We start from the raw sequence: 20,387 nt of genomic DNA on the forward strand, positions 1-20,387 counted from the left end.
CTCCCGCCGGGACCGCCACCTCGCAAAAGGAACTGTCGCCATGCCTGACCCCGGACCTGTCGGCCCGTCGTCGACGTCGGGCCCCGCCGACGGCCCGCCGCAGCGTCTGCGCGGCGGTGTCCTGGGCATGGCCGACATCGCCGCCGCCACGATGGCCAACGTCGGCCCGGCGATGAGCTTCTTCTTCGGCTTCGCCTTCTTGGCCACCACCGCGGGGGTCGCGTCCCCGCTGACCATCGTGGCGGCGGGGGTGGCGGTCGCGCTGCTCGGCAACACACTGGCCGAGTTCTCCCGGGCGCACCCCTCAGCGGGCAGCTTCATCACCTTCGTCGGCCGGACGTTCGGGCCGGTCAGCGCGGTGACCACGGCCCTGCTGGCCGGACTCGGCTACATCATCGCGATGGCCTCGGTGATCGCGATCTCGGGTGGCTTCGTGCAGATCACCCTGCACCACTACACGGGCGTGGACCTGCCGTGGATCATCTGGACGCTGCTGCTGACCGGGCTGTCCGTGGTGCTGATGCTGCGCGGGATCGTGGTCTCCACCAAGTGGGCCGGTTACTTCTTCGGCGTGGAGATGCTGGTGCTCGTCGTGGTCTCGGTCGCGGCGATCGTCGAGCACCGCGGCGATCTGTCCGCCGCCCCGTTCATGCCCGGCCACCTCACCCACGGTCTCAGCGGGCTGGCAGCCGGCTTCCCGCTGGCGGTGTACCTGTTCATCGGCTGGGAGAACTCGGCGGCGCTCGCCGAGGAGACGGAGAACCCGCGGCGCAACGTCGGCCGCGCCGTGTTCTCCTCGGTCGCGATCATGACCGTCAGTTACATCCTCTTCTCCTACGCCACGGTGACCGGCTTCGGCTACGACGTGGAGCGGCTCGGCGCCTCCCGGATCCCCTTCATCGACGTCGCCCAGCACACCCTCGGCGCACTGGCGATCCTCGCCTACGTCGGCGGCCTGACCTCCACGCTGGGCGTACTGATCGCGGGCATCAACTCCCAGGCCCGCCTGGTGTTCAACGCGGGGCGCGAGGGGCTGCTGCCGTCCTTCTTCGGCTATGTGCACCCCACGCGCCGAACGCCGAACAACGCGATCGTCACCTTCACCGTCACCGCGCTGCTGATCATCGGAGGCTGGGGACTGGGTCACCTGCTCGGTTCCGACGGCGGCTCGATGAACCCCGTGGTCTTCTTCACGGAGTCCTCGAGCCTGGGCGCCATCCTGATCCTGCTGGTCTACCTCGCGTCCAACATCGCCCTGCCGCTGTACTACCGCAGATACCGCCCGCAGGAGTTCCGGACCGTACGGCACCTGGTACTGCCCTCGATCGGCGCCCTCGCCATCCTCGTGCCGTTGTACTACCTCGCCAAGCCGGGCCAGCCCGCCCCGTACAGCTGGTTCCCGTACGCGGCACTGGCCGCCCTGGTCGCGGCCGTGGGCTACGCGGCCGTCCTGGTCCGCCGTGATCCCGGGCTGGCCGAGCGGGTGGGCTCGGTCGTCGCCGACGCCGAGTAGCGAGGCGAGAGACGGGAGCCGGGTGTCGCAGTCGTCCTCGGCGGCCTGACGTGTCGCTCCGACGCCTCGTCCTCGTCGCGATCCTCGGCACCGACAGCCGTTCACGTGCGGATCCTGACCGCCCCGGCCGCCCCTCCCCCACCCGGAAGGACGGCGTTCAGGTCACGGAATCGGGACGGTGGGCGGCGAAGGCCCCGACGGTGAAGACGCCGGCGCCTCGTGCGGCGTCGAGGGCGTGTTTGCCGGCCTGGATCCGTTCGGCCCCGGGGCCGTCGTAACCGAGCCACTTCGGCCGGTCCTTGGGCGGGGTGCTGCCCCAGCAGGGGATGCCGGGAAAGAGGTCCTCGGCGAGGGTGACGAGGAATCCGGCGTCCTCCAGCATCGACTCGTAGTCGTGGAGGGTGCCGAGGCCGGCGAGGCAGACGGTGTCGTTGACCGGGTCGATGAAGTGCGCGATCGCCTCCGGCGTGCGATGGGGGCCGAACGGGCGTTGCAGCCAGTCGACACCGACGAGGGTCCCTCCTGGTTTCAGGAGCCGGTGGGCGGATCGGAAGAAGCGTTCTCTGCGCGGCAGATGGCACACGGACTCGTAGAAGGTGATGGCGTCGAAGCTCATGTCGGGCCAGGCGGCGAGGGTGGTGTAGTCCTCGTCGCCGACGGTGAGGAACTGCACCCGGTCGGCCAGTTGCCGCTCGGCGGCCAGTCGGCGGGCGCGCTGGGAGAGCCATTCGTTGTTGGACAGCCCGACGAAGGTCGCCCCCGTGCGGGCGGCCATGTGCAGGGTGGCGCCGCCCACGCCGCTGCCGAAGTCGAGTGCCCTGTCGCCCGGCCGCAGCCCGGCCAGGCGGACCAGCCGTTCCTCCAGTGCCCGGGCGGCCTGCCGGGGCGGCAGGCCGCGTGCCTCCGCCGCCGGGTCGCCGTGGTGCCAGGTGTCGTCCGTGAGCGCCTCGTAGGCGGGTCCGGCGTAGTCGTAGAAGGTGCGTACTCGCTGCTCGTGTCCCATGTGGTGGAGGGCCTTTCGTGAGGGGATGCCCGAGGAGGGCTGCCGGCGAGGCCGCGCCTAGAGGGCGACGGGGGCGAGCTTGGACCGGAACTGCCGTAGGGAGTCGGGCTGTTCGGTGATCCGCAGACCGGGGATGAGGTGGGCGTCGCGGACCGTGCGGGCCAGCGTCCGCGCGACGTGGTCGAAGTGGCCACGGGTGTACGTCCTGCGCGGAATCGCCAGTCGCAGCAACTCGTGCGGCGCGCTGGTGAGCGGGTTGCCGTGCTCGTCCTCCGTGCCCAGGTAGAGGGAGCCGAGCTCCACGCCGCGGATGCCGCCCTCCAGATACAGTCGACAGGCCAGCGCCTGACCGGGGAACCGGTGCGGCGGGATGTGCGGCAGCAGACGGCCGGCGTTGAGGTAGAGCGCGTGCAGCCCGGGCGGCTCGACGATGTCGACCCCCGCCGACCGCACGAGGTCCGCCAGGTACGCGGTGTCCTCGGCCCGCGCCCGCAGATACCCCGGATCGGTGACCTCGCTCAGGCCCTGGGCGACCATGTCCAGGTCCCGTCCGGCCAGTCCGCCGTAGGTGGGGAAGCCTTCGGTGGCGATGAGCAGCAGTTCGCAGCGCCGGGCGAGGCCGGTGTCGTGCAGGCCCAGGAAGCCGCCGATGTGGGCGATGCCGTCCTTCTTCGCGCTCATCATGCAGCCGTCGGCGAGCCGGAAGGCTTCCTCGGCGACCTGCCGCGGGCTGTGGTCGCGGTAGGCGGCCTCCCGTTGGGTGACGAGCCAGGCGTTCTCCGCGAACCGCGCCGCGTCCAGCAGCAGGGGCACGCCGTGCTCCCGGCAGAGCGCGGAGGCCAGCGTCAGGTTGGCCATGGACACCGGCTGGCCCCCGCCGCCGTTGTTGGTCAGCGTCATGATCACCGCGGCGACACGGGAGCCGTCCGGTCCGTCCAGGACGGCCTTCAGGCGGGCGGTGTCGATGTTCCCCTTGAACGGCTCGGTGCTGTCCAGGTCCAGAGCCTCGGGACAGGGCAGGTCCCAGGCCTCGCCCCCGCGCAGCGCGACGTTGGCCCGCAGGGTGTCGAAGTGCGTGTTGCTGACGAAGACCTTGCCGGGGCCGAGGAGCGTCGAGGCCACGAGCCGCTCGGCCGCCCGTCCCTGGTGCACCGGCAGGATGTGCGGATAGCCGGTCAGCTCCCGGACGGTGTCGTGGAAACGGTGGAAGGAGCGTGAGCCCGCGTAGGACTCGTCGCCGTTCATCGCGGCGGACAACTGGGCGGCGGACAGCGCGCCGGTTCCCGAGTCGGTGAGCAGGTCGACGGTGACCTCGTCGGCGCGCAGGTCGAAGAGGTTGTAGTGGACGCGGTCGAGGGCGGCCTGCCGCTGCTCGCGGGTGGTGACGGGGATCGGCTCGACGACCTTGATCCGGTACGGCTCCACGGTCGGTTTTCCCTTCGGGTATCCGTCGGCCGACGGGTCGGCCGAGCGGTGCGGGCTTGACTGATCGGACTTGACTGACGGGACTTGGCCGGTGCGGGACTAACTCGTGCGGATCTGGCCGGTGCGGGCTGCGGCCGGCCGGCCATCGGCCGGGGCGCTGGATCCGGTGTCCTCCCGTGGCGGGAAGACGTGGTACGCCTCGGAGGAGAAGTAGGTGGTGATCCGCGGTGCCTGACGGCCCGCCTGGACGAGACTCAGGTACGAGATGAGACCCACCCCCGCGCTCAGGTCCCGGTCGGTGAGCGCGGCGAGGGCTCGGTCGAGCGGAGCGCTGTCGACGCCGTACTGCCGCAGGAGCCGCACGGCGTGGTCGCGTGCCGCCCGGTCGTCGCGGACGTAGGCGCGGACGGGGACATGGATGCAGTGGCCGGTGGGACGGCCGGCGTCCGCGCCGGTGAACGAGTAGCAGGAGATGAGGGGAAGCCGGCTGAAGGGCTCGTCTGCGTTGACCCGGCGGCACAGATCCGCCACACGGTCGGGGCACGCCCCGGGCACGAGGCCGGCCGCGTCCGCCGCGTCGGCGGCCGTGGCGTGCTGGTGGACGACGTAGGCCTTCACCCGTGGCTCGGCCCACGGGCCCACGTCCAGGGCGAAGAACATCAAGGTGGCGCGCTCGGGGAAGCGGGGCTCCAGGTAACGCCGCACGGGCTCGAACGCCCGTGCGTGGCCGAGCCTCGCCATGGCCTCGCCGACGGTCTCCATGCTCCGCTCGGCGCCCCGCGCGCCGGGGTTCAGGTACAGCTTGAGTCCCGGTGGGCCGGCCGGCCGCAGTTCGAGGGCGCACCACAGGGTCAGCGGCCCCTCCGGCACCGGCGGCAGGAAGAGGTCGCTCACGCGCGTCAGCCCGTCGAGCCCGACCCCCCGTCGCGCGGCCAGCCGCCCCACGGCGGCCCATGCCGTCCGGGCGTTGTCCGGCAGGGCGCGGGCGGCGCACCCCGGGTCGACCAGCACCCGCAGTACGGGGGCGGCTCCGGCGGGGAAGGTCAGCGAGTACTCCACCGGCGTGTGATCGTCGGAGACGAACGACGGTGAAGGCGGCGGGCCGGCCAAGGACTGTGCGGCGGCCGGGCCCAGCAGTTCGACCAGCACCCGCTGGTGGGCGGCTCGTCGCTGCGCGTCGATCCCGGCGACGTCGCACAGCCGTCCCAGCTGCTCGGCGGCGAATCCGCCCAGCCGGTCCGGATCGCGGCGCCCCGCGGTGTTCTCGTCCGGACCGGTGGCCCGCAGCGGGCCGGTCAGCGGGGGCGGGGTGCCCACGGCCCCGGCCGGCCGTCCGGCGCACTGGCGCGTGTATGCGTTCATGTGTCCTCCCAATTCGGGTGTGCTCGCGGATCGGTCGTGCTCGCCGCGATGTGTCGTGTCTGCCGCGGATCTGTGTGCTGCCTCTCGGCAGGTCCGGGTCCGCATCGGTGTCGTGGCGTCGGCGTCGTGGCATCGAAGTCGTGGAACCGGAGTCGCGCACTCCGGTGCCGCGCACCGCCCGGCTGCGGCGCGGGCCGATATCCGATATGCAAGGGCTTTTCGGCCTCGGTGCGGGACCTGATGCACCGTTTGTATCCGCTGTTCGTTGTTCACGATCGGCGGACTGGCGCTGAACAAACGCATGGTGAACAATCCCGAATGGCTCGGGGAGGTGCGTGCAGGTGCCACGTGGAGAGCGTCCACTGGAAGCGGAAGGCGGTCCGCTGTCGGATTTCGCCGCGCAATTACGAAAGCTGCGGGAGCAGGCCGGTAGTCCGACCTACCGGGACCTCGCGCGGCGGGCGCACTATTCGATCGCGGCGCTCTCCGCCGCCGCGGCGGGACGCCGACTGCCCACCCTGGCCGTCACCCTCGCCTACGTCCGCGCCTGCGGCGGTGACGAGCGGGAATGGGAGTCGATCTGGCGCAGGACGGCCACCGAATGCGCCGCCGGGACGGTGGGCGCGGTCCCGGACCGGGCCGACGACACGACTTCCGCGCCCTATGTGGGTCTGGCCTCTTTTCAACAGGCTGACGCGGACGCGTTCTTCGGCCGTGAGAATCTGACGACCAGACTGGTCGAACACCTGAATAAAAAGAGATTCCTTGTTCTGTTCGGGGCTTCGGGATCCGGAAAGTCCTCGGTGCTGCGCGCCGGGGTTCTCCCCTGTTTCTCCGGAAAACCCGCCCTGGTGATGACGCCCGGCCCCCATCCCTTGGAGGAATGCGCGATCCAGCTGGCGGCCCGCGCGCATCTCACACCGGGGTCGGTGTGTGCCGAACTCGCCTCGGAGCCGCGCACGCTGCACCGCGTGGTGCGCCAGATCCTGACCGGCTCGCCGGACCCGGCCGACGAACTCATCGTCATCGTGGACCAGTTCGAGGAGGTGTTCACCCTCTGCCACGACGCGGAGGAACGCGAGGCCTTCGTCGCCGCACTCCTGCACGCCGCACACACCTCCGGCAGCCGCTGCCGGGTCGCCCTGGCCGTGCGGTCGGATTTCTACACGCACTGCACCCGGCTGCCCGCCCTCGTCGACGTCCTGGCCGAGGCTCACCTCCCCGTCGGCCCGATGACCCTCGACGAACTGCGGGCGGCGATCGTCAGGCCCGCCGCCCGCGCCGGACTGACCGTCGAGGGGGCCCTCCTCGCGGCGCTCACCACCGACGCCCACGGCCGGTCCGGGGCGCTGCCCCTGCTCTCGCACGCGCTTCTGGAGACCTGGCACCGCCGGCGCGGCAACGCCCTCACCCTCGCCGGATTCCAGGCGGCGGGCGGCTTCGAAGGCGCCCTCGCCCAGACCGCCGAAGCCTTCCACTCAGACCTGAGCGACACCCAGCGGAGCATCACCCGACAGCTCTTCCTGCGGCTCATCGCCCTGGGCGAGGGCACCGAGGACACCAAGCGCCGTGTACCGCGGCAGGAACTCGACGACACCCGTGACACCGCGCTGGTCCTCGAACAGGCCACCCGGGCACGTCTGCTGACCGTCGACCGGGACCACGTCGAGATCACCCACGAGGCCCTGATCCGCTGCTGGCCCCGCCTCGGCCGCTGGCTGAACGAGGACCGGGACCGCCTGCGGCTGCACCGCGCCCTCACCGAGGCCACCGCGGTCTGGGAATCCCTGGACCGTGATCCCGACACCCTCTACCGGGGCACGCGTCTGGCCGCCGCCAAGGATCTTCCCGAAGAGGCGCTGACCGCCCGGGAACGCGCCTTCCTCGACGCGAGCGAGACCGCGGAACGGGCCCAGGCGCTGCGCGCTCGTCACCGCGTCCGCCGTCGGCGCCGGCTCGTCGCGGCCCTCGTCGTCCTGCTGCTCTGTGCCGCGTCCGCCGTCGGCTTCGCGGTGCGCTCCCAGCGGATCGTCACCTCGCAGCGCAACCACGCCCTCGCTCTCAAAGCCGCCGACGCCTCGACGGCGCTGCGTGCCCGCGACCGCTCGCTCGCTGCCCAGCTCGCCCTGGCCGCACACCAGTTGGAGTCGAACCAGGCCACCCGCGACGGACTGCTCAGCGTGGCGCCACGCACGCTGGACCGTCATGTCCACGCCCTGGCCGTCACCCCCAACGGCCGCACGCTGGCCACCGCCTGCGACGACGGCAGTCTCCGGCTGTGGGACCTGACCGATCCCCAGCACCCCGCTGTCCTGGGAACCGTGGACGACCCTTCCGGCAGTGCCGTCAACCTGGCCTTCAGCCCACGAGGGGACACGCTGATCGGCACCGGCCAGGACCGTGAGATCCGGCTGTGGGACGTCACCGACCCGCAGGAGCCACGCCCGCTCTCCCGTACGCCGACGCACCACACCGACTTCATCTTCTCGCTGGCCGTGAGCCCGGACGGCCGGACGCTCGCCACCGGCAGCTACGACCACACCGTCCGACTGTGGAACGTCGGCGACCCGGCCCGGCCGCGCCTCCTGAACAAGCTCACCGGCCACACGCTCAACGTCAAACCGGTGGCCTTCAGCCCCGACGGCGCCACCCTGGCCTCCGGCTCCGACGACCGCACCGTCCGACTGTGGGACGTCACCGACCCCCGCCGTGCGTCCGTCATCGCCGTTCTCGAGCGACACGACAACTTCGTCGACGCCCTCGCCTACAGCCGCGACGGCCGTACCCTCCTCTCCGGCAGCGACGACCACACGGCATTCCTGTGGGACGTCACCGATCCGCTCCATCCCCGACGACTGGGCAGACTCCAAGGCCACACCGACGTGATCACGTCGGTGGAATTCACCCCCGACAGCCGCCTGGCGGTCACGGCCGCCCTGGACGGCACCGTACGCCTCTGGGAAACAGCCGACCGTCCGCGCCCCGCCGAACGCGCCTCCCTCACCGGCCTCTCCGGAGGACTCGCGACCGTACTCCCTCTCACCGCACACGGCACCATCGTGACCCTGAGCAACGACCACACCATCGAGATCTGGAACACCGACCTGAGCAGGGCGCACACGCACGCCTGCACACACGTCCGCACCCCCATCAGCCGCGCCCAGTGGTCCCGCCACTTCCCCGGTCTCGACTACCGCCCGCCCTGCACCGACCACACCTGAACCAGCCCCCTGAGCCTGTTCTCCAAGGTCAAGAGGATGGGTGGACCAGTCCGAGGTACCCGCCCGAGCGAGATGCCGCCCCGGCCTTCGCCCGGGCCCCAGGCCTTGCGGTTGCCGGGCCGCCGCACGCCAGGAAAGCGCTCGTACGGGGCACGACGGCGGCGGAAGTCCACCGGTGAGGCTTATCTACGCATTTGCCGGGAACTCGGCCTCCGCAACGGTCGCCGCAGGGCTCCGGCCCGGCGGACGATCTCGGGTACGGATGAGGGAGAGGCCGTGACCGTTCGTGTAGGCGTAGAGGAAGAGTTCCATGTTCTGGACGCGGAGAGCGGGCGGCTGGTCCCGGGTGCCGGTACGGTCCTCGGTCGCCTGCACAGATCCGAGTTCACGACCGAGCTGCAGCGGTCGGCGGTGGAGTGGAACAGCCAGGTGCACGAGTCGCTGGAATCCCTGCACGCCGATCTGTCCGGGGCGCGGCGGCGGCTGGACCGGGCGGCATCCGGGCTGGGGCTGGCCGTCGTCGCGGCCGGGACCGTGCCGTTCGCGCGGGTGACGCCCGGTGACGCGACCCCTGATTTCCGCTATCGGCACATGGTCGACGAATACCGCCAGGTCGCCGACGAGCATCTCGTCTGCAGCGCGCAGGTCCATGTCGACGTACCCGACCGTGACACGGCCGTCCGGATCATGTGCGCCGTCTCGCCGTGGCTGGCCCCGCTGCTGGCCCTGTCCGCCAGCTCGCCGTTCTGGCTCGGCGCGGACACCGGATACGCGAGCTGGCGCACGATGCTGTGGCAGCGCTGGCCGACCTCCGGCCCGGTCGGCTGCTTCGCCGGAGCCGCCGACTACGACGCCGCGGTCGAGGGCCTGATCCGCTCCGGCGTGATCACGGACCCGGGAATGGTCTATTACGACATACGGCCGAGCAATCACCAGCGAACCCTGGAGCTACGCATCTGCGACGCCTGCCCGCGCACCGAGACGGTCGTCCTCGTCGCCGGGCTGTTCCGCGCCCTGGTCGAGGAGGCACGAATCCGGCTGGAGCAGCACGGGTGGATCTGTGACGGCAGGCACGAATGGTTCCGGGCAGCGGTCTGGCGTGCGGCCCAGGCGGGTCTGGAGGGCACGCTGGTCGACCCCGTCACCCGTGTCGCCGCGCCGGCCCCGACCGTCCTGCGCGCCATGCTCCGAAGGCTGCGCCCGCTTCTGGAGGCCCTCGGCGACTGGGACACCGTACGCGTGCTCATGGAAGAGGCGCTGGCTCGGGGCAGCGCGGCCCACCGCCTGCGCGAGGTCGCCGAGGAAGCGGGCCTGCCCGCCTGTGTCGCGACGATGGCCGCCGAGACCCGGGGCGAGCATGGGCGGAGCGTCGGTCCCGGAGCCGTGCGCCGGCGGCCCGTCGCGGCAGCCGGTGCGGGCCCGGCGGGGGCTTCGGCAGGGTTCTCGGTGGAGACCATCGGCGGCTGACACCCGCGCGGCAGTGCAGACAGGCCGGCACCGGCCGTCACCCGCAGCAGCCCACAGCGCGGAGAACCCGGACGGAGAAACCGTCGTCCGCCCCGTGGCGCCGGTGCCATCCGTGATCAAGGAGTGGCTCGTATGCCCAGCAGCGATACCGACACGGACACTAAACCGACCGGCTCATGCTCGCCCAAGGCTCCGCCTCCGAGCACGGCCGACAACCGCCCCCTGCGAGGAGGTGCGGCCTGATGTGCGGCCTCAGCGGAGAGATCCGCTTCGACGGCGGACGGCCCGACCTGGCAGCCGTCGAGCGCATGACCGACCGACTCGCCCCCCGCGGACCCGACGGCAGGGGCCTGTGGTCGCAGGACGCCGTCGCCCTGGGGCACCGGCGACTGAAGATCATCGATCTGTCCGGGTGCGGAGCCCAGCCGATGACCGACCCTGCGGGGCGGATCGCCGGTGTCTTCAACGGCTGCGTCTACAACTACAAAGAGCTGCGCGCGGAGCTGCGCGCTCTCGGCCACCGCTTCTTCTCCGGCTCCGACACCGAGGTGGTGCTCAAGGCGTACCAGCAGTGGGGAACCGACTGCGTCGACCGCTTCTACGGCATGTTCGCCTTCGTCATCGTCGAACAGGCCACCGGCCGCCTCGTACTGGCCCGCGACCGGCTGGGCATCAAGCCGCTGTATCTGGCTCAGGCACCGGGGCGGCTGCGTTTCGCCTCGTCGCTGCCGGCCCTGCTGGCGGGCGGCGGCATCGACACCTCGCTCGACCCGGTCGCGTTGCACCAGTACATGAGCTGGCACGCCACGGTGGCCGCGCCCCGCACCGTCCTCGCCGGAGTACACAAGCTGCCCGCGGCCACGGTGCGCGTCGTGGAGCCGGACGGCCGCCACCGCGACATCCGGTACTGGCAGCCGTCGTACACCCGCAGGCCTCAGGACGCGCAGCTGGGCGCGGACGACTGGCGTGACGCGGTGCTCGACGCGCTGCGCACGGCCGTACGCCGGCGCATGGTCGCCGACGTGCCCGTGGGTGTCCTCCTGTCGGGCGGCCTGGACTCCAGCCTGATCGTGGCACTGCTGGCCGACGAAGGGCAGCGCGATCTTGCGACGTTCAGCGTGGGCTTCGAGTCCGAGGGCGGCGAGGAGGGCGACGAGTTCCGTTACTCCGACCTGGTCGCCCGGCACTTCGGCACGGACCACCACCAGCTGATGGTGCCCTCGGACCGGGTGTCGACGGCGCTGGACGCCGCGATCGAGGCGATGAGCGAGCCGATGATCAGCCATGACGTGGTGGCCTTCCATCTGCTGGCGGAGCAGGTGGCGAAGGAGGTGAAGGTCGTCCAGAGCGGCCAGGGCGCCGACGAGGTCTTCGCCGGCTACCACTGGTATCCGGACATGGCCGCCGTCCCGAGGGAGCAGGCACCGCAGGCGTACGCCGAGACCTACTTCGACCGGCCGCACACCGACCTCACCGGCATTCTGCAGCCTCACCTGATGCCCGATCACGACGTGTCCGGCCGTTTCGTACGGGAGCACATGGCGCACCCGGGCGCCGAGACCTCTCTCGACGCGGCGCTGCGGCTCGACACCCAGGTGATGCTCGTCGACGATCCGGTCAAGCGCGTCGACAACATGACCATGGACTGGGGGCTGGAGGCCCGCGTCCCGTTCCTCGATCACGACCTCGTGGAGCTGGCCGCCGTCTGCCCGCCGGAGCTGAAGCTCGCCGACGGCGGCAAGGGAGTCCTCAAGGCCGCCGGCCGCCGGGTCCTGCCCGCGGAGGTCGTCGACCGGCCGAAGGGCTACTTCCCGGTCCCCGCCGTCAAACACATGGCGGGCCCCGTCCTGGGGCGGGTCCGTGAGGCTCTGTCGGCGCCCGAGGCCAGGTCACGGGGTGTCTTCCGGGACGCGTACGTGGCCAGACTGCTGTCGGCGCCGGACGAGCACCGCACCAAGCGTGGGGCGAACGAACTGTGGCAGGTAGCTTTGCTGGAGATATGGCTGCAAACGCACGGAATCAGGTGACGGGGGCGCAGGGGACCCCTCCCCCACGCCCGACGACGCAGGCCCCGTCGCACCCGCGCACGGGATCCCGCTTCCACTGCCCCGCCGGCGAAGACGTCGTCGACGGGTTGCCGTGGCTGCCCGAGGACCACGACGCCGCCTCCGCGGTGCCGGCCGGGGGTCGCGCGGGGACGGCCACAGCGCCGATGCCGGCCTCCATGGCCCCGGTGCCGGTCCCGCTGCCCGACACCGCCGGACCGCTGGACACACCGCAGCCGCTGAAGTCCCATGGCTGCTGGTATCCGTCGGTGGATCCGAGCGGCAGGTACGTCGCCTTCATCTGCGACCGCGGCGGGGTTCCCCAGCTGTGGACCGGACCGGTCGGCGGACACGAGGTCCACCTGCTGGACTCCGATCCCCACCCGGTCAAGGAGGTGGCCTGGTCGCCCGACGGACGCTGGATCGCCTACACCACCGCCCCGGGAGGCGGCGAACACACCCGGGTGCTGTGTGTGCGCCCCGACGGAACCGGACGGCGCCTCCTCGCCGGTGCCGAGCCCGGCAGTTCCGCCTATCTGGGCTGCTGGCAGCACGACGGCTCGGCTGTCGCCGTGACCGTCGCCGAGCCGGTTCTCGCGCCGGGCGGGGCGGAGACGGAGGAGTGGCTCCCCCATGCGGAGCCGGGCCTCGCCGACCAGCACACGTACACCGTCCGCCGTCCCGCGGGCTGGGCCACCCGGGACGGCCGGGCCGTGCTGCTCGGCGGCCCGCACCACGGCGACGCCGGTCCCGCCGCCCGCGTCCCGGGAGGAGGGGGCGGGACCGCCCGCGTCCCCCTGCCGGTGGACACGTCCGGAGGCGGGCAGTCAGGGCTCCTGGGAGACGCGCCCCCCGAACGTGTCGGCACGGACGACGAGTTCCGCCGTGGCAGGGGGGTGCCCGGGCCCCGCGAGGAGGAAGTCGGCGAGGTGGCCCCGGAGGGGACAGCCGGCGGAGGGCTGGCCGCCTACCTCGTCGATCCCCTGGGCGTGGCGGCTCCCGCTCTGCTGGCCGTCGAACGCGACGCCGCCACCCTGCGCGTGTGCGACATCAGCCGGGACGGACGGCTGGCACTTCTGCGCCGGGGGCCGCGTGGCCGCCGCGAAGCCCTCGTCGTGCGCACCACCGATCTGCGGACCACCTTCGCCCTGCCGGTCGCCGACGGCGATCCGTGGATCGGCCGGTTCTCCCCGGACGGCACGACGCTGTGGCTGCGCAGCGACGCGGCGCGTGAGTTCGCCGCGCTGTTCGCCGTCCGCCTCGATCCCGGAGGGGAACGACTGGCGCTGACCGTCGCCGCGGAGCGCGCGGACAGCGGACTGGAGCTGCTGGCCCTCGGCCGCGACGGGCACACCGCGGTCCTGGCCTGGAACGTGCGCGGAGCCAGCGAGCTGGAGGTCACCGCCGTCACGGCGGCATCCGCCGGGGACGCGCGGGTGGGTCCGCCGCGGACGGTGCCGCTTCCGCATGAGGTGGTGACACGTATCCCGCAGGTCGGCGGCCGGGAGGGGCTGGTGCTGGCACTGTCCGGCTCGCAGCGCCGCCCCGGTGTGTGGTGGTGGTCCGAGGGCACCGCGCGGCGGACCGAGTGGTCGTCGCGGGACGAGGACGCCGTCCCGCCCGGCCGCCCACCCGTGCGTCCCGTACCGCTGCGGCTGACGGCGCGCGACGGGCTGCCACTGAACGGCTGGTACTACCGGGCGCCGGGCCGGGGCTCCGGGGAGCCGGCGCCCTGCGTGATCCATCTGCACGGCGGGCCGGAGGAGCAGGAACGTCCGGTGTTCAACCCGCTCTATCACGAACTGCTGGGCCGGGGGCTCGATGTCTTCGCTCCGGATGTGCGCGGCTCGTCGGGGCACGGCCGGTCGTTCGTCGACGCCGACCTCGGCACGGGTCGGTTCGCCGCGATCGAGGACGTCGCCGACTGCGCGGCCCACGTCGTCGTGGCCGGTCTCGCCGATCCGCGGCGGCTGGCCGTCATGGGACGCTCGTACGGCGGCTATCTGGTGATGGCCTCCCTCGTCTGGCACCCGGACCTCTTCCGGACCGGCGTGGCGGCCTGCGGCATGTCCGACTTCGCGACCTTCTACGCCGGCACGGAGCCGTGGATCGCGGAATCGGCCGCCCACAAGTACGGGCACCCGGAACACGACAGTGAGCTGCTGCGCGCGCTGTCCCCGATGACCCGTGTCGACGCACTGCGCGTGCCGCTCCTCGCGGTCCACGGTGAGCACGACACCAATGTGCCGCTCGGCGAATCCGAGCAGTTCGTGCGCGCGGCCCGCGAGCGTGGTCTGGAGGCCGAACTGCTGATGCTGCGCGACGAGGGCCACGACTTCCTGCGCGCGGACAGCCGGAAGCTCTTCCGCCGGACGGCCGCCGACTGGATCGAGCGCCATGTCGGCGCCGAAGGGGCGGGGACGCGGCGGTAGACCGCCCCCACGTCATTCGTCGGCGCGCCGCGGTGCGTCCGCGTCGGCATCCGGATGCTCCGCCGCTCGCCCGTCGGCCACGAACTCCGGCTCCCACGGTCGTGGCCCCACGCCGTCCTGCCAGCGCAGGAGCTGTCGCCCGTCGACGCACACGATGCCGCACTGCTCGGCGTACTCGATCGCGGGAGTGGTGAAGTCGCTGGTGGTGACCACGGCGGCGACATCGGCCTCGTGAACGGTGAAGCAGGTGCCGCCGAACCGCTGCATGTCCTGGGAGCCGACTCGGTTGGCGTCGCCGTACCGCTTGCACTGGATGACGACCCGGCGTCCGTCGGGCGTCCTCGCCACGACGTCGGCGCCCAGGTCACCGGCCCCGCCCACGACGTCCACATCGAGGCAGCCGTCACGGCGGCACAGCTCGGCTACGGCCTGCTCGAACTCGTCGGGGTCCAGCGCCTCGTGGCCGATCTCCCGGGTGTCCGCGGACATCTCCTCCACCGTCCCGGGGAGGAGCACGGTCCGTTCCCCGTCGAGGCGGCCGTCCCAGGGCTCGGTCCGAGCTGTCGCGGGGCCGGTGGCCGGCGCGGTCGGAGCGGAGTCGAGGGCTTCGACCGCCGTCTCCGTGGCCTCGTCCAGTGCTTCCGCGGCACGGCGCGCGAGCCTCGCCGCCGATATCCGGCGCCCCCTGCGGAACCCGGCCACGAGACAGGCGGCACCCACGAGGACGAGCACCACGGCCCAGGCGGGACGGCGTTCCACGACGGCCGTCACGGTACGGGCGACCGCACCGGCCAATGTCAGGAGGACGGCGAGCAGGACGAAGTACAGGGCCGTCGCCCGGAGTTCGAACCGGCGGGAGCGGCGCACGGAACGCGGACCTCGTGCGGGTACGGCCATGGTGATGCTTCCTCCCCTAGGACGCCAATGAAGATCAAGAAGCGTCTGCCCAGGTCCGGAGGGTTCTATCGAGCCGGTGCGCTCACCCGTCTCGCCGTGCTCCCCCACCGTCGACGGGTCCGGCGCGCGACGGCCTCCCTCGTGGCGCTGAGGGAGGCCACCGCCACGAACGGCGGCCCGCTTCGGCGGGGCGGGGCGGTCAACGGCCGAGGTAGAAGCGGATGGTGGTGCTGTCCTGGGCGGTGTGGAGGCGTACGAGGTCGGAGATGTAGTGGACGAGCATCAGGCCGCGTCCGCCCAGCTGGTCGCGTGCCGGCGGCCGACGGCCGGCCAGTGGATCGGCCAGCCGACCGCCGTCGCGGACCTCGCAGGCGATCTGCTCGCCCTCGGCCCAGATCCGCAGCGTCCCCGAACCGCCGCCGTGCACCACGCTGTTGGTGGTCAGCTCCGCCACCGCCAGCGTCAGATCCTGCAGCCGGTCACCGGCGAGGCCCAACTGCTTGGCTTCCTGGACCGCGAAAGAGCGGGCCTGCGGGAGTCCTTCCGCGTCGAACGTCAGGGACGCCGCTCCGGGCGGGTAGGTGAGCGGCTGGTTGTAGTGGGCGACGACCCGCTCGGGATCGTAGGCGTCGCTGGTCATTTCGACGCCGGCGTCGATGACGACGGGATGGGTGGCGTAGGCGTCGGCGAGCACCTCCGCCGCCAGGCCGTCCGCGTCGTACGGGCAGAGGATCGTCACCTCGCGGCCCTGGAAGGCAGCGTTGATGAGAGCCTCGTGCTGGACGCACGCCGGGTACTCCACGGCCGAACGGCCGGCCCAGATCGGTTCCCCGATGATCCGCACCCGGCCGGCCGGGTGGGCGTCGGCGAAGGCACGCAGCACACCGGGGATGATCCGGCCCGGGTTGCGGCCCGCCCGAGTCATGTCGAGGAGCGTGACCTCGGCGGCACTCGCTCCCAGTTCGGCCTTGATCAGCTCGAGGTTGGGACCGGGCACGGCGACCGCGACGGCCTCTCCGGCGGCCAGACCCTCCTCGAGGAACGGCACCGTGCCCGCCGTGTACTGCTCCGTGCCCCGGTAGAACAGCGCGGGGTGCACAAAGGGATCACTGTCGCTGGCCGTACTCATCGCCCCGCCACCTCAATCATCGCAAGGCCGGGCCAGAACATGTCCAGGAGCCGTTCCAGTTCCGGCGGCGGACGGTCCACGACGATGCGCCCGGTACCCAACTGCTGGGCGGTGACCGCCAGCGCCGCCGCGCCGCCCACATCGATGGACATCAGGTCGGACAGTTCCACGAAGGAGACGTCCGTGTGGGCGTTCGCCAAATCCTCCAAGGCCTGTTCCCAAAAAGAACGGGTGATCACGTTGATCTCTCCAGCGGCACGAATCCCAGGGCGACCGGACAGAGAGCGGATCTCCAGCACGGCGCCGCCGCGCGACGCCGCCAAGACCAGCCTGTCCACGTCGTGGGAGGCTTCCACGTTCTCTCCCCTGCCTCAGTGCCGTTGAACGGCGCTCCCCGTCTCTCCGCCGTACCGAGCCTACGGGACGGCGGGCTACGGACACGTCATCGTATAGCCCGCCGGCGCAAGGGGGATCGTGTGCCCGCCTGTCCGTCAGGGATGCCCGCTCCTCCTCGCTCGACGCCGCCGTCAACGGTGACGAGACCGGGGAGGCGGCGCCGGCGGACTTCATCGCCGAGGACCTCGGCTGCTCCCGGATGCATGTCTCCCACCTGCTCTCGCGCACCCTGACCCGCCTGCGCCGGGGCATGCTCACCACGAACTGAACCCGGGAGCGCTCAGCTGTCGCGCGGCCGGTCGGCACCGGCCGGGCGGAAGCACGCCGAGACCGTCTTGCCGTGCCGCTGGCACTTCATCTCCAGCTCGTCGGCGAGCATCCGTACGATCCCCACTCCGCGACCGGAGGTCTCACCCGCCTGGGGGTTGCGCTGGAGCGGCAGTGTCGGGTCCTCGTCGTGGACGCTCACCTGCAGGCAGTCCCCGTCCCAGGTGAGGATCAGATGCGCGTCGCTGTGCGCGTGGACATGTGCGTTGGTGAGCAGTTCGGACACCGTCAGGACGACAGCGTCCACCGTCTCGGGCTCAGCCGCGGTCCACGGAAGGGACTCCAGCTGCCTTCGCGTCCACCGCCGACCGGCGTGCACACCTCCTGACACGGGAAACGAATGTGCCCAGCCCATCGCCTTGATCGCCACCGGTTCCTCCGTCCTCCCGTCCAAGGCCGACTCCTACACACCGTGTGCCCGCCCACGGTGTTCGCAGACGTCCCGTCGACCAAGTCCCTGCCGTCACGACGCTGCGAGGACGGCTGCGGGCTGCCCGCCGGATGCCCCGAAGGCCTGTGGCGGCCAGGTTCCGCACCCCTACCGGCAGAGGGCCGTCCGCCACGTGCGGGCAGAGCTCGTTCAGCACGGCGATGAGGGAATCTAGGCCACCCGGACGCCCACGAGGCAGGTGTCGTCGTCCGTGTCGGACTTGCTGTAGGTGAGCAGGCGGTCCAGCTGCTGGTCGAGTGTGGGCGGCACCGTGCGCGCGGCCGTCAGCAGCTGGGCCAGGGATTCCTCCACGGACCGGTCACGGCGTTCGATCAGGCCGTCCGTGTACATCAGCAGGGTGTCGTCGACGGCCAGTTGGGCCTCGTGTTCCTCGTACGTCGCCTCGGGCAGGGCACCAAGCAGCAGGCCCTTGATCAAGGGCAGCTGTGTCGCTTCGCCGGCGCGCACCAGGACGGGCGGCAGATGGCCCGCCCTGGCCCAGCGCAGGGTGTGGCGGTCGGGGTCGTACAGGCCGCAGACCGCCGTGGCGGTGACGGCTCCGGTCAGATGGTGGGCCACCATGTTGAGCCAGGACAGCAACTGCCCCGGTCCTGCCCCCGTCACGGCGAGCCCGCGCAGCGCGTTGCGCAGGACGACCATGCTGGTGGCGGCCTCGATGCCGTGTCCGGCGACGTCTCCCACACACAGCAGCACCAGCCCGGACGGCAGCACCACCGCGTCGTACCAGTCGCCGCCCACCAGGTGCTGGGTCTCCGCGGGCCGGTAGCGAACGGCCACGCGCAGTCCGGGGGCCTCCAACGGGGCCTGCGCCGGGGGCATGATCGCGTGCTGGAGCTGGAGAGTGAGCCGGTTGCGTTCGCTCGCCTGCTGCTCGGAGTGGGCGAGCTGGTCGCGGGTGGCCGCGAGGGCAACCTCCGTCCAGTGGTGGGCGGAGATGTCCTGGTAGGCGCCCCGGACGACGAACAGCCGGCCGTCGGAGTCGAGGACCGGCTCGGCCACCACGCGGATGTGCCGGGTCACGCCGTCGGGCCGTTGGAGCCGGAAGGCGGCGGACGCGGGGCGACGGTGGTGCAGGAGGGTGCGCAGGAACCTGCCGATGGCGACGGCGTCGTCGGGGTGGGCGTGGGCGGGCAGGTCCTCCAGCGGGACCGGGCCGCTGACTGAGGGCTTGCCGTAGAGGCTGTAGAGCTGGCCGTTCCAGGTGATCTCGCCGGTGAGGAGGTTCTCCTCGAACCCGCCGATGCGGCCGAGGCGCTGGGCGTGCTGCAACAGGTTCGCCAGCCGTGCGGTCTCGTCCTCCATGCGCCAGATGAGGAGGACGCAGCCGCCGTGCCGGCTGATGTTGACGTCGGCGACCGCCGCCAGCGGGACATCCTCCACCAGGGCCGTGAGCCGCATGCGGCGGGCGCGGAACGGCTCGCCCGTGGCGTAGACACGTTCGATCTGCTCGAACAGCTCGCTCTCGCCGGCGGCCATCGGGTACGTCTCCAGGAGCAGGGCCCCGTTGACGACACCGCGTGGCCGGCCTCCCGGGTCGAGGAAGCGGCTGTTGACATGGTGGATGCGGAAGTCGATCAGCTCCCCGGTGGCGTCCAGGTGCGGGACGAGCACCAGCGCGGGGTCATGGAGGCCGTCGGTGAGGGCCATCAGTTCGGCGACGTCCGGCAGGGGCCCGGGCCGCGCTTCGCCGTCGGGGTGGGGCGGGGCGTAGATCTCCAGCGTGTGCGCGCACAGCTCGGCCAGGGCCTCGATCTGGCGGACGATCTGCGGAGGCTGGGCTTCCAGCCGTGTGGGCCAGACGATTTCCAGCACTCCGTGGATCCGGCCTCCGGTGCCCGCGGGTACGGCGACCCGGCCGCCTTCGGGGTGGTGGTTCCGGCCGATGGAGGGCAGGCCGGTCTCCGACAGGCAGCCGATCCACTGGCCCGTCCGCTCGCCGAGCCCGCGCCGTGCGACCGTCACCACGCCCGGCGGCACGTACCGCCAGCGTGCCGCCTCCGCGGCCGAGAATCCGGCGCTTCCCGCCAGGGTGAGGGAGCCGTCGGCGCCCAGCGCCCAGATGGCCACGGCTTCCGCGCCGAGCGGCGTGAGGGCGTGTTCCAGCAGGGAGTCGGCCACGGCCTGTGCGTCGTCGGCGGCCAGCGCACCGCTCTCGGCGGTCCGCAACCGTACGGCGGGGGAGCCGCTCCCCGACGGGTCGGTGGGGTCGCCATCGTTCGCGGTGGTCGCGAGGAAGGTGGTCGTCACTTCGGAGAGCCGGTCGCGCGCGGCCTGGTTGATGACCTCGACGGCGAATTCGAGCGGTGTCATGCCCGCCTGCTCGGTCAGTTCGGCGAGCTGACGTGCCGCCTGGGCCGGGCCGCACCCGAGCCGCTCGACAAGGATGCCCTTGGCCAGCTCGATCACGGCACGCCCGTCCGCTTCCGCCTGGGCCGCCTGCACCTCCCGGCGCAATCGCTCCACGGTCGCGGCGAGGCGGCCGACGGGGGACGGCTGCCCCTTGTCGTCCGCTCCTGCCGTACCCGCCACGGCCGGATCGTCGCCACGGGAGACGGGCGGCGTGTCGGGTGGGTCGGTGGACCACAGGTCGATGTCCGCCGTCGGGTCGTCGGCGAGCGGCTCGCCCGTCGAAGCGCCGGCGTCCCGCGACTCGGCCGGCTGCTGGGGATTGCTCACGGTCTGCCTGTTCCTCGGCTCGGGCGTCCGGGGACGCCACGCG

The 20,387-nt window shown here is 72.0% G+C and carries 13 protein-coding genes; 5 read left to right on the plus strand and 8 right to left on the minus strand.

What is annotated here, in order from left to right:
- Positions 1-40 precede the first annotated feature (40 nt).
- Positions 41-1,513, plus strand: a complete 1,473-nt coding sequence (locus OG272_RS00925; protein ID WP_405892174.1) for an APC family permease — start codon at positions 41-43, stop codon at positions 1,511-1,513.
- Positions 1,514-1,670: 157 nt separating this feature from the next.
- Here OG272_RS00925 and OG272_RS00930 read toward each other — a convergent pair whose 3' ends face one another.
- From OG272_RS00930 to OG272_RS00940, 3 genes are all read right to left on the minus strand, one after another.
- Positions 1,671-2,516: an SAM-dependent methyltransferase gene (locus tag OG272_RS00930; protein WP_405892175.1), complete on the minus strand. Its 846-nt coding sequence runs from the start codon at positions 2,514-2,516 to the stop codon at positions 1,671-1,673.
- Positions 2,517-2,573: 57 nt separating this feature from the next.
- Complete coding sequence (locus OG272_RS00935) at positions 2,574-3,941, minus strand: tryptophanase (RefSeq protein ID WP_326573270.1); 1,368 nt, start codon at positions 3,939-3,941, stop codon at positions 2,574-2,576.
- Between the two features lie 99 nt (positions 3,942-4,040).
- On the minus strand, positions 4,041-5,303 hold the full coding sequence (locus tag OG272_RS00940) for a tryptophan dimethylallyltransferase family protein (RefSeq protein WP_405892176.1): 1,263 nt from the start codon (positions 5,301-5,303) through the stop codon (positions 4,041-4,043).
- Positions 5,304-5,644: 341 nt separating this feature from the next.
- Between OG272_RS00940 and OG272_RS00945 the strand changes: the two genes are divergently transcribed.
- The 4 genes from OG272_RS00945 to OG272_RS00960 all read left to right on the plus strand — a co-directional run bounded on the left by OG272_RS00945 (position 5,645) and on the right by OG272_RS00960 (position 14,468).
- Positions 5,645-8,524: an XRE family transcriptional regulator gene (locus tag OG272_RS00945; RefSeq protein WP_405892178.1), complete on the plus strand. Its 2,880-nt coding sequence runs from the start codon at positions 5,645-5,647 to the stop codon at positions 8,522-8,524.
- 276 nt (positions 8,525-8,800) lie between these two features.
- On the plus strand, positions 8,801-9,991 hold the full coding sequence (locus OG272_RS00950) for a YbdK family carboxylate-amine ligase (protein WP_327731941.1): 1,191 nt from the start codon (positions 8,801-8,803) through the stop codon (positions 9,989-9,991).
- A gap of 242 nt (positions 9,992-10,233) precedes the next feature.
- Positions 10,234-12,018 (plus strand): N-acetylglutaminylglutamine amidotransferase, encoded by a 1,785-nt coding sequence (locus OG272_RS00955; protein WP_326573276.1) that lies wholly within the window; start codon positions 10,234-10,236, stop codon positions 12,016-12,018.
- Entirely contained in the window at positions 11,991-14,468 is a 2,478-nt protein-coding gene (locus tag OG272_RS00960) for a S9 family peptidase (RefSeq protein WP_405892180.1), read from the plus strand. Before OG272_RS00955 ends, OG272_RS00960 begins: the two co-directional genes overlap by 28 nt.
- A gap of 12 nt (positions 14,469-14,480) precedes the next feature.
- On the opposite strand, the gene OG272_RS00965 is transcribed toward OG272_RS00960, so the two are convergent.
- The 5 genes from OG272_RS00965 to OG272_RS00985 form a co-directional block, all read right to left on the minus strand.
- Entirely contained in the window at positions 14,481-15,365 is an 885-nt protein-coding gene (locus OG272_RS00965; RefSeq protein ID WP_327731940.1) for a restriction endonuclease, read from the minus strand.
- 199 nt (positions 15,366-15,564) lie between these two features.
- Positions 15,565-16,494, minus strand: a complete 930-nt coding sequence (locus tag OG272_RS00970; RefSeq protein WP_405892182.1) for an anti-sigma factor RsbA family regulatory protein — start codon at positions 16,492-16,494, stop codon at positions 15,565-15,567.
- Positions 16,491-16,850, minus strand: coding sequence for a hypothetical protein (locus tag OG272_RS00975; protein WP_326573281.1), 360 nt, complete (start codon positions 16,848-16,850; stop codon positions 16,491-16,493). The genes OG272_RS00970 and OG272_RS00975 overlap by 4 nt, the downstream gene beginning before the upstream one ends.
- 320 nt (positions 16,851-17,170) lie before the next feature.
- The gene (locus OG272_RS00980) at positions 17,171-17,587 is read right to left on the minus strand and encodes an ATP-binding protein (protein ID WP_327732383.1); all 417 of its coding nucleotides are present in this window, start codon (positions 17,585-17,587) and stop codon (positions 17,171-17,173) included.
- A 231-nt stretch (positions 17,588-17,818) separates the two neighbouring features.
- On the minus strand, positions 17,819-20,344 hold the full coding sequence (locus OG272_RS00985) for a SpoIIE family protein phosphatase (protein WP_405892184.1): 2,526 nt from the start codon (positions 20,342-20,344) through the stop codon (positions 17,819-17,821).
- Positions 20,345-20,387: the final 43 nt, after the last annotated feature.

The sequence above is a fragment of the Streptomyces sp. NBC_00104 genome (assembly GCF_045160825.1).
Lineage (GTDB): Bacteria > Actinomycetota > Actinomycetes > Streptomycetales > Streptomycetaceae > Streptomyces.

What these genes read in the sequence shown, in the direction of transcription:
- OG272_RS00940 (WP_405892176.1), bottom strand. Translation starts at nt 5,303, where the DNA reads ATGAACGCATACACGCGCCAGTGCGCCGGACGGCCGGCCGGGGCCGTG.
- OG272_RS00965 (WP_327731940.1), bottom strand. Translation starts at nt 15,365, where the DNA reads ATGGCCGTACCCGCACGAGGTCCGCGTTCCGTGCGCCGCTCCCGCCGG.
- OG272_RS00960 (WP_405892180.1), top strand. Translation starts at nt 11,991, where the DNA reads ATGGCTGCAAACGCACGGAATCAGGTGACGGGGGCGCAGGGGACCCCT.
- OG272_RS00955 (WP_326573276.1), top strand. Translation starts at nt 10,234, where the DNA reads ATGTGCGGCCTCAGCGGAGAGATCCGCTTCGACGGCGGACGGCCCGAC.
- OG272_RS00970 (WP_405892182.1), bottom strand. Translation starts at nt 16,494, where the DNA reads ATGAGTACGGCCAGCGACAGTGATCCCTTTGTGCACCCCGCGCTGTTC.
- OG272_RS00925 (WP_405892174.1), top strand. Translation starts at nt 41, where the DNA reads ATGCCTGACCCCGGACCTGTCGGCCCGTCGTCGACGTCGGGCCCCGCC.
- OG272_RS00930 (WP_405892175.1), bottom strand. Translation starts at nt 2,516, where the DNA reads ATGGGACACGAGCAGCGAGTACGCACCTTCTACGACTACGCCGGACCC.